Genomic DNA, 13,613 nt, shown 5'->3' on the forward strand with positions numbered 1-13,613 from the left:
GATCAATCCGCAAATGCTTTCAACCCCAGATGGCCGCGCAACGTTGAGTGTTCATACGCCGTGCGTAAGTAACCGCGACGTTGCAAAATCGGCACCACCGATTCAGTGAACTCCGTGAACGTGCCGGGCAGGTACGCTGGCGACACCACATAACCGTCACAAGCACCCTGCTCCAGCCAGTCGATCAACTGCTGTGCCACGCTTTCTGCAGTACCCGCCAACTGCGGCACGCGGATACTCGAAGCCATGATCGCGCCGTATTCGCGCAGGGTCATGTCGCGCTCCAGGCGCAGCTTTTGTGCTATCACGTCCGGCGTGGCGCTGTGCCTGGCAATATCAAGCAGGCGCGTGTCCAGCGGGAACCGGGTGAAGTCGAAATTCGATTGGGTCGACAAGGTGATGATCCCCAGCTCAGGGTTGGCCAGGGCGTTGTGCTCATCGCGCTTTTTGATCGCTTCAGCTTCAGTGCCGCCAATGAAGGGCATGACGGCAGTGAGGATCTTGCATTCATCCGGGCTGCGGCCAAAGGTGCGCATTTGCTGGTGGATATCCTGGCGGAACTCGAGCATGCGCTCCACCCGGCTGTTGATGCTGAAAATCACTTCCGCCCAACGCGAGCCGAACTGCCGGCCACGGCCCGAAGCCCCGGCTTGAATCAGCACCGGCTGCCCCTGAGGCACTCGGGGGATGTTCAGCGGCCCCTCACATTCAAAGTACGTACCACGGTGCTTGAATGCATTGATCCTGGCCGGATCGGCGAGAATGCCCTTGACCTTGTCCAGCACCAGCGCGTCAGGTTCCCAGCTGTTCCACAGTTTGAGCACCAGCTCGACAAATTCGTCGGCGCGCGCATAACGCAGGTCATGGGGCAAGTGCTGCGCATGGCCGAACAGGCGCGCTTCGCTGTCGTTCATGGACGTGACGATGTTCCACGCACTGCGGCCCTTGGACATGTGGTCCAGCGAGGCAATCGCCCGCGCTACATGGGGCGGCTGGTAATACGTGGTGGAGCGCGTCAGCCCCAGGCCGATGCGCTTGGTGTGCCCGGCCAGCAGGCTAAGGATCGGCAGCGGGTCCAGCCGCGCGGCATCCTGAGCGCCCAGCTCGAATGAACGTGCTCGCGATTCGCCGGCCTGATCACCCACCGCCAGGCGATCGGCGAAAAACAGCAGATCAAAACAGCCCGCTTCGAGCGTCTTGGCCACTTCGATGTAGTAATCGGGGTCCAGAAAGTGGCTGTGGGTCAGCGGGTGCCGCCACACCGCGTGGCTATGTACCACGGGGCCGGAAAGCATGAATCCGGCCAATGCCATTTGCTTGGGCATGATGCTTCTCCTTGGCGCTTAAAGTGTGCGATCGAACAAGGGCGCGACGTCGTAACGCTGCTTGAGCATCTGCGCGTCGTATAGAAAATCGGCCGTGGCCTGGGCCTCACTGACAATCGTCGGCGAGATCGGCAGCACTTTGATCGCGTCGCGCTTGAACCACACTTTGGCGATTTCCGGGGACGACTGGTTTGCCTTGGCCCACGCCTCGGCATACGCGTCGATATGACTGTTGCTCCAGGTCCGTGCGCGGGTCAGGCGTTCGACAAAGTCTTTGATGGCGGCACTTTTTTGCGCCAGGGCCGGCTCATAAGCGACCACATACGTCGGTGCGCTCATCAGCCCCTTGGCATTACGGATCAGCGTGCTGCCCTCTTTCTCCTGCAGCGACACGTAAGGCTCCCAGGTGCCAAAGGCGTCGATGTCGCCCTGGCTCAAGGCCATGCTGGCCTCGGCGGGCAGCAGGTATTTGAACTTGACGCTGTCGCGCGCCACCCCTGCCTCGTCCAGGGCCTTGTACATCAGTTGCTGGCTCCACGAGCCGTTCCAGATCGCGACCGTTTTGCCTTTGAGGCCAGCCACCGAATGGATACCCGAGCGCGCGACAATGCCTACGCCGTCAAGGCTGGTTTGCGTACTGGCCACCACCTTCACCGGCGCGCCATTGGCCGCCAGGCTGATCACCGGTGTATCGCCCACCACGCCAATATCCAGTGCACCACTGGCCACCGCCGAGGCCACCGGCGACCCCGTATTGAAACGTTTGAAGTCGATGCGATAGGGCAAGTCCTTCAACTCACCGGAGAGTTCCAGAACAATGCGATTGGAAAAGAACTGGTCACCCACGGTCAGCGTCAGTGGCTGAGCCGCCAGTGCCGGGGCGCCCTGTAGCGCCAGCGAGGCCAAGCCCAACAGGGTCAGGATTTTTCGACGAATGATCATTAACGGTACCCACAGAGTTAATGGCGAACTCGACCATCTGTGGGCATGCAGTCTGGTGTTGAGAGAGGAGATTGTTATCGGTCGCCAAGTGTGGCGTGTTTAAAAGCTAACGCAATAAAAGCGCGGCCAACAATACTTTTAAGGAATAGCAATAGAACATTACAGCAGTTCGATAGCTGTTTTTCGTATTAAAAATTTTTCCGACCCTGAGTTAGGGTTACATCACCAGACCACTGGGCCACACGTCTATCTCAATCATTACGGCGCTAGCACATTACGCTGCGCACGCCCAGCAAGGTCGATTGCATGCCTAATCCTGAGTTGAATATCTGGGGTGTAGCCCCGACAGCCCGTTATGAACAACTGGCCGCACCGTTTCGCCCGCTTTTTGCGCAAATCGCCGCACAGGCCGCCGAGGCTGACCGCTCACGCAGCAACCTTGCCGACGTCATCCAGCAACTGAACGCCCTGGGGTTGCTGCGTTGGCGCCTGCCTGCCGCGTATGGTGGCCACGATGCGACGCTGGTTGAACTGCTGACCCTGTTGACGGAGTTGTCCGCAGCGGACTCAAACATTACCCAGGCACTGCGCGGGCATTTCGGTTTTTGCGAAGACGTGCTCACCTCGAAGCATCCAGCCTGGCAGGCGAAGTGGCTGGATAAACTCAGCCAGGGCGCCCTGCTCTCGCCAGGCATTACCGAAGTCGGCAATCAGACCCGAGGCGAGTTTGAAACACGCATCCATCGCGACGATGACGGTGCGTTGCGCATCAGCGGCAGAAAGTTCTACACCACGGGCGCGCTATACAGCGACCTGATCAACATCACCGGTACCGGTGAAGACGGCACGCTGTACACCACCGTGGTCGACCTTAAAACCGCCGGCGTACAGATCCTGGATGACTGGGATGGTTTCGGCCAGCGGCTGACCGCAAGCGGCACCTGCATTTTCGATAACGCGCGGGTGGAAGATGAGCTGCGGCCCACCGACCAACGCTTTGCCTACGGGCAATCCTTCTTTCAGCTCTATCACCTCAGCACCCTCGCGGGCATCGCCCGGCGCGCGGCGCTGAGCGGCGCCGATGAACTCAGCAAGCGGGCCCGGACGTTTTCTACCGGCAACGCCGATGTCGCCGCCCAGGATGTGCAACTGCTGCAAGTGATTGGTGAAGTCGCCAGCCAGGCTTACGCTGCGCAGGCCATTGCCCAGCAGGCCGCGCAGCGCCTGGAGCGCACGGCACAGTACGTGATAAGCCATGAGCAGCCCCTGAACGATGACGATCTACAGGTCGCCCAAGCGGAGCTGGAGGTGTGCCTGGCGGTCAACCCCGTCGTCGATGCGACGCTTGCAGCGACCACTGCATTGTTTGATGCCTTGGGCGCCAGCGCCACCGCCAGCAACAAGGCGCTCGACCGTCTGTGGCGCAATGCTCGCACACTGGCCAATCACAACCCGCGGGTGTACAAGTCGCGCATCGTCGGCAACTACCTGGTCAACGGCTTGCTGCCACCAGCGCAGTGGCGGGTAGGCGTGGTCAAAGGCTGAACAGTGCAATGCGCTTTCAAGCCACCCAGGCATGTGTCCTCGGCGATCAAGGCATCACTGATCGCCGCAGTGCGGCTTGCAAGACGTCAAAGCACGCCGTAGATCTCGGCAACCACCTGCAGGGTCGCGTCTTCAATCGTGCCTTCATTGCGGCACAACACCCAACCCTGATCGGCACTCGCTTGCTCGAACGCCTGCGTACTGGCCACATGCTCCTCCAGCGTGTGCATCACCGTACTGCTCAGCCCACGCGCTCGCGCAGCCGCCCTCGCCCATGAAACCTCGGGGTCGGTGACAACCCCTACATGCAGGTCGGGCACCTGCACGTTCCTTTCAAGGTTCAGTTGCAGAATCTCTGCAAACGGCACCAACCTGCGAAACGCGGCCTCCGACGGGTACCAGCGATCGATCAGGATGATGCTGCCGGGCGGCTGCTTTGGCAGTACGTGCCGGGAAATCCAGGTGCGGCTATCGGCAAAGCGCTCACACACCCCCAGCTCCAGTTCCCGGCTGGGGTTTCTGACGAACCGGTTGACGAGGGCCATGGTTTCAGCCCGGTAGGGATCGCTTTTTCGCTCGCACAGGCGGATCACCTTCTTGTTGTCTGCCCGCAGTACTTTCGTAACGGCCTCCAACAGTGTGGTTTTGCCGGTCCCCTTGGGCCCATCCAGCGAAACAAACAGCGAGCGATTCATTTTTCACATAACGCAGGTACAGAAATGGATGCGCACTCTAACCTAGTTTGCGCAATACCGGTCCATCAACGCCCCCATACACGCCAGATACTCCCCGCGCCCCAAATGCACAACGTGATTGCCAGGAAACCAGTGCAACGCACTACCCGGCCAATGCTGGTGCAGCAGCCGCAGGTGCCGGGGCATGGTGACCCGGTCGCCGGCGCCGCCGATGATCAGCATGCGCTCACCGTCCCGGCGCGGGGCGTAGGTCAGCGGGTTGTGCACGGCCAGTAACCCGCGCATTTCAGCCACGCCAAGGCCCTGTTTGCGCATCATGCGCGCGAGCAGAACACCGGTGGGCTGCCACTCAAGGAATACATCGACCGGGCTGACCGCAGGCACGATCGGTATGCACCAGGCCAGGCGATCGTCCACGGCAGCGAGCAGTGCCGCGGTGTAGCCGCCGAGGGAAATGCCGGTCACGCCGATAGACTCGACACCACGCGCCTGTAGGTAGTCGATAAACACCCGCAGGTCGTGGATCGCATGCAGCGGCGCCTCGTTGAAGCCCACCAGCCCGCTGCCGAACAGCCCCTGGCCACTGAACCAGTCGCTGCGCTCTGCGCGCCGACCATGGTGCGGGTAGGTAAACAGCAGGATGTCATAGCCCCGCTCATAGAAATCAGCCAGCGACAACGCATGCGCATTGAGCCAGTGCGGGTCGGCGGCGAAGCCGTGGATGACGATCAGCGTCGGTCGCGGCCGGTCGCCATGGCACCAGTGCTGGGCATGGGCAAAGGCATTGCGCTGCATGGCCTCGAACTGCGGGCGGGCGAAGGGATTGAGTGGTTTGAACGGGCTGGCGAAACGCAGTTGCACACGCCGGATGTCGTTGCCAGGCAACGCCTGTTCTGAAATGACAATGTCCTTTGGCGGCGGCAAAAATACCTGCGAGGCGTCTGCCGCGCGGGCCAGCGGTTCGTAAAAGCGCAATGCGTCGAACTCACGCTGCAGCAGACCCGGCTTCGACAGCGTGGCCAGCGCAGTTGCCGCCACCGTGGCCGACAACGAGGTGCGCATTACCCGTTCGATGGCCGCCGTGCCATGTACCTTCAAACGGTGCCTGGCATCCAGTTCGGTACCGTCGGCCTGCCGCCAGAAGTTTTCGGACAAGCACTCCCACCAGGGCCCGCGAACAGCCCCTGGCCCTTCCTCATTCACGCACTGTTGTTTACGCCACACGCACGATTCCCTCCCCGGGCGGGAGTCAGCAGGTGCGCCCCGGCGGCGCGCACAAGACCCTCCGATAGCGTCCAGCTTAAAGACCCGGTCGGCCGCAAATGCCCCCCCATTTGCAGGGGGACGGGGCAACGGCAGATCGCTGAATCTGCGCCACTCCGCCACCACCTTGCGAGCGCGTTAACGATGAGCAAACTCAGTGGGCAAGATGCCCTGTTCCTCAAGGTCGACCGTCCCCATGCTGCGTCGCACTGCACCATGATCTATATCTACGATCAGTCCACGGTTGAGGGGCAGCGGCTCGGCTTTCGGCAGATCGTCCAGCATATTTCGGATCGCCTCGACGTCTCGCCCGTGTTCAAGCGCAAGATCATCCAGGTGCCGTTCGGCCTGGGCTATCCGTACTGGGTGGAAGACGACCTGTTCGACATCGATTTCCACGTGCGCCATTTCGCCCTGCCCAAGCCGGGTGACTGGCGCCAGTTCTGCATCCTGGTGTCACGTATTCATGCACGCTCGGTGGACTTGTCCCGGGCGCCCTGGGAGATGTACGTGATCGAGGGGCTCGACAACATCGAAGGCATCCCCAAGGGCAGCTTTGCCATCCTGACCAAGTCGCACCACGCCGCCATGGACGGCGCGGCGGCTGCCGAACTGACCTGGGCCCTGCACGATCTGGCCGGTGCGCAAGGCAAACCCGTGGCGGTGGTCGACAACGCCCCGGCAGCGTCCCGGGTGGCGCAGCGTTGGGGCGTGCTCGACACGGTAAACCGCATGCTCACCGACAACCTCACCGCCTCCGCGCGCATGGCACTGCCGCTGGCCCGGGTATTGCCCAAGCTGGCCATTGCCAGCCTGCAGAAAGTCGCGCGCTCGGTGCTTGGCGCCGAAGGCGGCGCACCGCGCACGCGTTTCAACAGCAACGTGACGTCCAGTCGGGTGTGGGATTCGGTCACCCTCGACCTGGCCGTGGTGAAACAGATCAAAAACCTGGTGCCCGGGGCAACCGTCAACGATGCGGTGCTGGCCATGGTCGGCGGTGCGATGCGGCGTTACCTGATGGCAAACGATGAACTGCCGGAGAAGTCGCTGGTGACCCTGGCACCGGTCAACACCCGTCAGGGCACTGAATCCGTCGCCGCCGGCAACACCGTATCGATGCTCACCTTCCCGCTGCGCACCGATATCGAAAACCCGCTCGAACGCCTGCAAGCGCTGCAGGCCGCGACGTCGCAATCGAAAGCGATCCAGAATGCAGTGGGTGCCAACGACCTGACCAACCTGCAAAAATTCGCACCCCCGGCCACCCTGGGGCTTGCCGGCCGCCTGGCGACGCTGATGGGCATGGGCGGCAAAGGCCCGGTGGTGCTGCACAACTGCATGGTCACCAACGTGCCGGGGCCGAATGTGCCGCTGTACATGCTCGGCGCAAAGCTTGTGTACTGGTGCGGCGTTGGCCCGCTGGTGGATGGCCTGTCGCTGATCTGGAACCCCACCAGCTACTGCGGGAAGATGTTCATCTCGCTGACCAGCTCACCGAACGTGGTGCCCGACCCGGATTTTCTCGCGCAATGCCTGAAGGATTCTTACGAGGAAATGCAGGCTGTGGCGCTTCAGGCAGCCAGCGCCGAGGCCGCCAAGCCCGTAAAAGCAAGGCGCGTTGCCCGCAAAGCTGCCGCGCAGAAGGTCGACGAGCAACCATTGCGCTAACGGCGAACGGTCATCAACACAGGCGCTACGCCCACAGGCATTTGCGAAAAATCGAGATGCTGTAGGCGTTTTCTGTCGGACCGTTCTGAATCATACTTCCGGCGCCGTTGAGCTGTTGTGCCGCGACCTTTGTGACCCTAGGCTGCTGCCGTCACTGGAAAATCCAGCGATCGGATTTAGCAGTCCGGCTCAATACTCGATGTCAACGGCACAACGCTATATGGCGGTTGTACGTGGGGCGCCTTCGGGTGCGCCGGGTTCCTCGAGTTACCGGTCTGCTAACCCGCGTACAGCTGCCACCTTTTCGTTTAGCAGCGAGACGTGGCGGCTTCATAACTTGAGGTCAACCATGAAAAAGCTCGTCCCCGATCCACCCACCTTCGATCTTCCCAAAGCCACCACCGCCGACACCCCGTTCGGCACCCTTCGCATGTTCACTGTCCGCGCCGGCATTCCCGCCGAAGAAGCGCTGCTGCATGCCTGCCACCTGCTGCAATGTGCCGAGGCGACGGTCAGCGATGCGGCTGATCACCTCACGCTCAATGACCGCTCCCTGGTGTGCGGTGCCGGCCTGCAGATCGAGGCGGCGCGTGCGCTGATCGATGCCGTGCTCGATGGCGTTGGCGTGAAACGGATATTCACCCCCCACTAACCGATTATTCACATGCCCACCAGCTGGCGCCCCAGGGAAACCGAGCCCAATCAAAGGCATAGGCGCACAAGCGCGAAGGGTTACACTGTGTAACCCTTAAGCCAATGATTTGATTCATGAAAAAGCTGCTGTCTGTTTTATCCCTGATGGTGTGCGTCGCGACGCCCGCCCTCGCCTCGCCGCCCGCGACATTCTCAGAAGCCAAGGTCATCGCCAAGCAGAAGGTTTACCTCGACCAGGCCAACAGCGCCATGGGCGAGCTTTACTGTGGCTGCAAGTGGACCTGGGTAGGCAAATCCGGTGGCCGCGTCGACCCGGGCTCCTGTGGCTATGAAACACGCAAACAGCAAAGCCGCGCCGAGCGAACCGAGTGGGAACACATCGTGCCGGCCTGGACATTCGGCCACCAGCGCCAGTGCTGGCAGAACGGCGGGCGCGAACACTGCGTGGACGAAGACCCGGTGTTCCGTGCCATGGAAGCGAACCTGTTCAACCTGTACCCCTCGGTAGGCGAAGTGAACGGTGACCGCAGCAACTTCAACTACGGCATGAACGCCGGGGTTGCCCGCCAATACGGCCAGTGCACGACAAAGATCGACTTCGAGCAGAAAACCGCCGAACCGCGTGACGAGGTGAAAGGCCTGGTCGCTCGAACGACCTTCTATATGTTCGACCGCTACAAGCTGAGCATGTCCCGTCAGCAGCAACAGGTGCTCATGGCGTGGGACAAGCAGCACCCGGTAACCGCCTGGGAAAAAGAGCGCGATCGTCGTATCGCCGCCATCATGGGGCACTCCAACCCGTTCGTGACCGGCCAACGCCGCTGGACAGCCGGGTACACGCCGGTGGGTGACGGTATCGTCAGTGCTGTACCGGCGCGCGCCGCACAACCCGCTGCAAAACCCACCCTGGCCAGTGCAACCGCTGCCAGCGGTGCGATCATCGGCAACCAGAAAAGCCACGTCTACCACCTTGCCAATGGCTGCCCTGGCTATGCGCAGGTGTCTGCGAAAAACCAGGTGTCGTTCGCCTCCGAATCCGAAGCGCAGGCGGCGGGTTATCGCAAGGCAGGCAACTGCAGGTAACGGCCAACCATTGAAGGCGGCAATCTTGCCAGGCCAGGCCTGAGCAGCGCGGCCAGCGCGATTGCCGCCCCCTCAACCGACAAGAGGCTGCGCGCCACAGCGTGCGCTTGCCGACTGCAATTTCCCTCCTCTATCAGCAACACTTAAGTTGCATAATCGCTCGCTTTTGTTCCTGCCATCACTCATCAAGTAAGAGTTTTCCTACAGGCTAGGCAGAATTCCCCTCTGCAACATTCTGTCTTGGATATCCATAATTCGCGCACTTCTTAGCAGGACAAGAAGCACTCCAACCCCCAATGTACGTAACTATCAGATGTGGCGTTTAAGTGCAGAGCCCAGTACTTGCATTGCAAGGCAAGCCAAACGCAAACATCGACTTAACTTGAAGGATATTCATTATGAAAAAGAGTTTGATCGCCGCCGCAATTCTGGCTAGCTCCGCTTTTGCAAGCATGGCCAACGCCGCTGACGGTACCATTAATTTTACTGGTGCCATTTCCGCCACAACTTGCAAAGTTGCCACAGGCTCTGGAACTGTGGCTGTGGCTATGGGTACCTTCAGTCCTGATGCCTTCAGTACACCCGGCCATAAAACCGCACCCCAGGCGGTCAATATTACGGTAAACGATTGCCCAGCCGCCATTACTACTGCCAGTATCACTTTTAGCGGCGTAGCCGATGACGACGACAGCAGTTTGCTGGGGCTGACCAAAGGGACAGGTTCGAGTCAACATGCAACGGGTGTAGCAATCGGCTTCTTTGAAGAAGACGGCACTACCCCAATTGCATTGAATACTGGTGCGTCGTCCGCCAAACCCCTTGCAGAAACTGTCGATAACCCCTTGAATTTTGTTGCCCGGTACGTGGCTACTGGCGCCACCGTCGCTGCAGGTCTCGCAAACGCTAACGCCGACTTCACCATCAAGTACAACTAAGCCTTAACAGTCGGCTATCAACCCATTTGATATCCCGTCTAACTGCTTGATCGAACCGCACCCTTTTGCACAAACAATCCGGCAAGAGGGTGCAGTTCAAGGAGAAATTACTGATGCGTTGGCTCAAGCCCTTTTTAATCTCCGGTTTGCTGTTGAGTATCGCCCAGACTTCGTGGGCCGGTGTAGTTGTCGGTGGCACCCGCGTGGTGTTTGACGGTTCGAAAAAAGAATCTTCCATCTCTGTAAAAAACTCGGAAAAAGACGCGCCTTTCCTGATTCAGTCGTGGGTCGAAGACAGGTCAACCGGCGCTGCCCAGAAGGCGCCGTTCATCGTCACGCCACCGCTGTTCCGGCTTAATCCGGAGCAGGAGAATTCACTGCGGATCATCCGTACCGGCGGTAACCTTAGCGAAGACAAAGAGTCCGTGTTCTGGCTCAATATCAAGTCGATTCCCGCGTCGAAAAAAACCGATGCCAATCAACTGCAGTTTTCGCTTAAAACCACCATCAAACTGTTTTACCGTCCGGCCGGTTTGACTGGCGAGGCCGGTAACGCTTATCAGCTTCTGAAGTTCAGTCGTATCGGCAACACGTTGAAAGTTGATAACCCAACGCCTTACCACGTTTCTTTCAGTGATCTCAGCGTGGGCAAAGACAAGATCAAGGACGCGGGCATGGTCGCGCCACAAAGTTCATTGTCTTGGACCATTCCGGCCGGGGCGTCTGGCGCCGTCAAGTGGAAAGCAATCAATGATTATGGCGGTGTTTCCGAAGAAGCCAGTGCACCGCTCTGACCTGCTCGCCGCTGTCGTTGTATCTGTTTTTTAAATTAGCTACCAAACCGCTGGAATAACTGCCCGCAGCCATAGGGGGGGTGGGCTGGCTTGCGCGCATTAATATCAAGTGGAGTTTATTGAAATGAAACACTACTCTTTGAATTCGGTTCCATCGATTAAAGCGCGTGGTCGAAGCCCTGCCTTTACCCCCACTCGCCTGGCGACATTAATAGCAAGCCAGATCTTGCTGGGTATGTGTGTGCAACCTGCCCTGGCAGTGGCGGAAGATTATTTTGACCCAAACGCGCTGGAAATGACTGAGCCTGGCCAGCCGGCTCTCGACCTTGGGCATTTCGCAAGCGCGAGTGGGCAACTTCCTGGTACCTACCGGGTTGATATTTATTTCAACGACAGCCAACTCGATACTCGCGAGGTAAACTTTGTCGATGTCGACGGTACGCTACAACCCGAGTTGACCGCGCAGCAATTAAAAGACATGGGTGTCAAGGTCGAAGCCTTCCCGGCGCTTCAACAGTTGCCGGAGACGCAAACCATTACCCAGTTGCAGGACTACATTCCAGACGCCTTCACCCGGTTCACCTTCGGCAAGCAACGCCTGGACATCAGCATTCCGCAAGCGGCCCTGAACGCAGAGGCCCGCGGCTATGTAGACCCCAGCAACTGGGACCAGGGGCTGACTGCAGGGCTGTTGAACTACAGCTTCAGTGGCGCCACTACGTCACACAACAACCGTTCCGGCACCGACAGCAGCTATTACCTGAACCTGCGCAGCGGCTTGAACCTGGGTGCCTGGCGGCTGCGCAACTACTCCACCTACAGCCAGAGCAACGACACCAGCGTCTGGAACAATGTCAACAGCTACGCCCAGCGCGATATTCACGCGTTAAAGGGCCAGTTGACCCTGGGTGACAGTTCGACACCTGGCGATGTGTTCAACAGCGTGCAATTTCGCGGGGCGCAACTGACGTCGGACGACAACATGTTTCCCGATAGCCTGAAAGGCTTTGCACCCGTGGTGCGCGGTATTGCCCAGAGCAACGCCCAGGTCACCGTGCGGCAGAACGGCTACATCATCTATCAGACCTACGTGCCGGCCGGTGCCTTTGCGATTACCGACCTGTACCCCACTGCGTCCAGTGGCGACATGGAAATCACCATCACCGAGGCCGACGGTACCGAGCGCCGCTCCGTGCAGCCGTTTTCTGCGGTGCCCGTGATGGTGCGCGAAGGGCGCCTGAAATACGGCCTGACCGCCGGTGAATACCGTTCCTCGGCCAGCACCGCCAGCACGCCCGGCTTTGCCCAGGGCTCGGTGATCTATGGCACGCCGGTTGACGCCACCTTGTACGGTGGCCTGCTGGTATCGGGCAACTATTCCGCCAGCAGCGTGGGTATCGGCCGTGGCTTTGGCGATTGGGGCTCTGTGTCTGCTGACGTGACCCAGTCCAAAGCCGAGTTGCGTGATGGTTCCAGACACAAAGGTCAGTCCTATCGCGCTCAGTACTCCAAGGATATCGTAGCCACCGGCACCAGCTTTACCCTGGGCAGTTACCGTTACTCCACCAGTGGTTACTTCGACTTTCAAGAGGCCAATGAAATTGATCCTGACAATTTCAACGACTGGCGCCGTACCTATAACAAACGCAGCAGGGCACAGGTCAACGTCAGCCAGTCCCTGGGCGATAAAGGCAATTTCTATGTCAACGGCTATCAGCAGGACTTCTGGGGCAAAAAGGGCTACGAGCGCAGCGTGAGCGCCGGTTACAACGTCAACCACAACGGCATACATTACGGGGTGGACTACACCTACAGCCAGGCCCCCGCCTACGAAGGTCGCAACAGCAAGGACCAACAGCTGTCGGTTAGCGTACAGATACCGCTGGAAAAAGTGCTGCCAAGGGCCTGGGCCAGCTACAACCTCAATACCAGCAAGCAAGGCAACACCAACCACACCGTGGGCCTGGCCGGCACCGCGTTGGCGGATGACAACCTGAGCTACAACGTGCAACAGCGCCATGCCAGTCAGGGTGGCGGTACCAGCGGCAGTGCCAGCGCCAGCTACAAGGGCGCGCTTGGCGAAGCCCAGGCTGGCTACAACTACGACAGCAACTCGCAGCAGGTTAACTACGGGGTCAAGGGCGGAATCGTGGCCCACCCGTATGGCGTCACCTTCTCCCAGGCCCAGGGCGAAACCATTGCCTTGGTCCGTGCACCGGGTGCCGCGGATGCGAAGGTGCACAACAGCACCGGCGTACGCACCGATTCGCGTGGTTACGCCGTGGTGCCTTACGTCACCACCTATCGCAAAAACCGCGTAGCGCTGGACAGCGAAACGCTGCCAGACGATGTCGACATGGAAGTCAATACCCAGACGGTCATCCCCACCAAGGGCGCCGTGGTGCTGGCTGACTTTAAAACCCGCGTCGGCAGCCGCGTGCTGATGAGCCTTACCTATCAGGGTAAACCCGTCCCCTTTGGTGCCACTGCCACCCTCGTGCAGGAGGACGGTGCCCTGGAGAACAACGGCATCGTCGGCGCCAAGGGCGAGGTCTACCTGAGTGGCGTGCCGGATCAAGGCAAAGTGAATGTCAGCTGGGGCAATGCGAACAACCAGCAATGCCAGGCGGACTTTACCTTACCTGCGAAAGACGCCGTGCCATCGATAGCAACATTCAACGCTGCTTGCCGTTAAGCAGGCATTGGAGA

At 59.8% G+C, this 13,613-nt stretch carries 11 protein-coding genes; 7 read left to right on the forward strand and 4 right to left on the reverse strand.

The features are described 5' to 3' along the window. Positions 1-2 precede the first annotated feature (2 nt). Entirely contained in the window at positions 3-1,325 is a 1,323-nt protein-coding gene (locus I5S59_RS14140; protein ID WP_197877171.1) for an LLM class flavin-dependent oxidoreductase, read from the reverse strand. A gap of 18 nt (positions 1,326-1,343) precedes the next feature. Continuing rightward, positions 1,344-2,267 (reverse strand): ABC transporter substrate-binding protein, encoded by a 924-nt coding sequence (locus tag I5S59_RS14145; RefSeq protein ID WP_197877172.1) that lies wholly within the window; start codon positions 2,265-2,267, stop codon positions 1,344-1,346. A gap of 306 nt (positions 2,268-2,573) precedes the next feature. Here I5S59_RS14145 and I5S59_RS14150 point away from each other — a divergent pair, with 306 nt between their 5' ends. After that, positions 2,574-3,812 carry an acyl-CoA dehydrogenase family protein gene (locus I5S59_RS14150; protein WP_197877173.1) on the forward strand — a complete coding sequence of 413 codons (1,239 nt, stop codon included), beginning with the start codon at positions 2,574-2,576 and terminating at the stop codon, positions 3,810-3,812. 86 nt (positions 3,813-3,898) lie between these two features. Here the strand turns inward: I5S59_RS14150 and I5S59_RS14155 are convergent, their stop codons facing one another. Both I5S59_RS14155 and I5S59_RS14160 read right to left on the reverse strand, forming a co-directional pair. Next, positions 3,899-4,507 carry a dTMP kinase gene (locus I5S59_RS14155; protein ID WP_197877174.1) on the reverse strand — a complete coding sequence of 203 codons (609 nt, stop codon included), beginning with the start codon at positions 4,505-4,507 and terminating at the stop codon, positions 3,899-3,901. A gap of 42 nt (positions 4,508-4,549) precedes the next feature. Further along, on the reverse strand, positions 4,550-5,662 hold the full coding sequence (locus I5S59_RS14160) for an alpha/beta hydrolase family protein (protein WP_232239755.1): 1,113 nt from the start codon (positions 5,660-5,662) through the stop codon (positions 4,550-4,552). A gap of 252 nt (positions 5,663-5,914) precedes the next feature. On the opposite strand from I5S59_RS14160, the gene I5S59_RS14165 reads away from it, so the two are divergent. From I5S59_RS14165 to I5S59_RS14190, 6 genes are all read left to right on the forward strand, one after another. Further along, the gene (locus I5S59_RS14165; RefSeq protein WP_197877175.1) at positions 5,915-7,438 is read left to right on the forward strand and encodes a wax ester/triacylglycerol synthase family O-acyltransferase; all 1,524 of its coding nucleotides are present in this window, start codon (positions 5,915-5,917) and stop codon (positions 7,436-7,438) included. Between the two features lie 349 nt (positions 7,439-7,787). Next, a complete protein-coding gene (locus I5S59_RS14170) occupies positions 7,788-8,090 on the forward strand; it encodes a DUF6124 family protein (RefSeq protein ID WP_197877176.1) in 303 nt (100 codons plus the stop codon). A gap of 116 nt (positions 8,091-8,206) precedes the next feature. Continuing rightward, the gene (locus I5S59_RS14175; RefSeq protein WP_197877177.1) at positions 8,207-9,175 is read left to right on the forward strand and encodes an endonuclease; all 969 of its coding nucleotides are present in this window, start codon (positions 8,207-8,209) and stop codon (positions 9,173-9,175) included. Between the two features lie 398 nt (positions 9,176-9,573). Continuing rightward, a complete protein-coding gene (locus tag I5S59_RS14180) occupies positions 9,574-10,110 on the forward strand; it encodes a fimbrial protein (protein ID WP_197877178.1) in 537 nt (178 codons plus the stop codon). A 113-nt stretch (positions 10,111-10,223) separates the two neighbouring features. Beyond that, positions 10,224-10,904, forward strand: a complete 681-nt coding sequence (locus tag I5S59_RS14185) for a molecular chaperone (protein WP_197877179.1) — start codon at positions 10,224-10,226, stop codon at positions 10,902-10,904. 235 nt (positions 10,905-11,139) lie between these two features. After that, positions 11,140-13,599, forward strand: coding sequence for a fimbria/pilus outer membrane usher protein (locus I5S59_RS14190; protein WP_197877180.1), 2,460 nt, complete (start codon positions 11,140-11,142; stop codon positions 13,597-13,599). The last annotated feature ends 14 nt before the right edge of the window (positions 13,600-13,613 follow it).

The sequence above is a fragment of the Pseudomonas alkylphenolica genome (genome assembly GCF_016009175.1).
GTDB classification, from domain to species: domain Bacteria; phylum Pseudomonadota; class Gammaproteobacteria; order Pseudomonadales; family Pseudomonadaceae; genus Aquipseudomonas; species Aquipseudomonas alkylphenolica_B.

Coding starts and splice junctions, on each gene's coding strand:
- I5S59_RS14175 (WP_197877177.1), top strand. CDS start 8,207: ATGAAAAAGCTGCTGTCTGTTTTATCCCTGATGGTGTGCGTCGCGACG.
- I5S59_RS14155 (WP_197877174.1), bottom strand. CDS start 4,507: ATGAATCGCTCGCTGTTTGTTTCGCTGGATGGGCCCAAGGGGACCGGC.
- I5S59_RS14140 (WP_197877171.1), bottom strand. CDS start 1,325: ATGCCCAAGCAAATGGCATTGGCCGGATTCATGCTTTCCGGCCCCGTG.
- I5S59_RS14185 (WP_197877179.1), top strand. CDS start 10,224: ATGCGTTGGCTCAAGCCCTTTTTAATCTCCGGTTTGCTGTTGAGTATC.
- I5S59_RS14170 (WP_197877176.1), top strand. CDS start 7,788: ATGAAAAAGCTCGTCCCCGATCCACCCACCTTCGATCTTCCCAAAGCC.
- I5S59_RS14165 (WP_197877175.1), top strand. CDS start 5,915: ATGAGCAAACTCAGTGGGCAAGATGCCCTGTTCCTCAAGGTCGACCGT.
- I5S59_RS14150 (WP_197877173.1), top strand. CDS start 2,574: ATGCCTAATCCTGAGTTGAATATCTGGGGTGTAGCCCCGACAGCCCGT.
- I5S59_RS14145 (WP_197877172.1), bottom strand. CDS start 2,267: ATGATCATTCGTCGAAAAATCCTGACCCTGTTGGGCTTGGCCTCGCTG.
- I5S59_RS14180 (WP_197877178.1), top strand. CDS start 9,574: ATGAAAAAGAGTTTGATCGCCGCCGCAATTCTGGCTAGCTCCGCTTTT.
- I5S59_RS14190 (WP_197877180.1), top strand. CDS start 11,140: ATGTGTGTGCAACCTGCCCTGGCAGTGGCGGAAGATTATTTTGACCCA.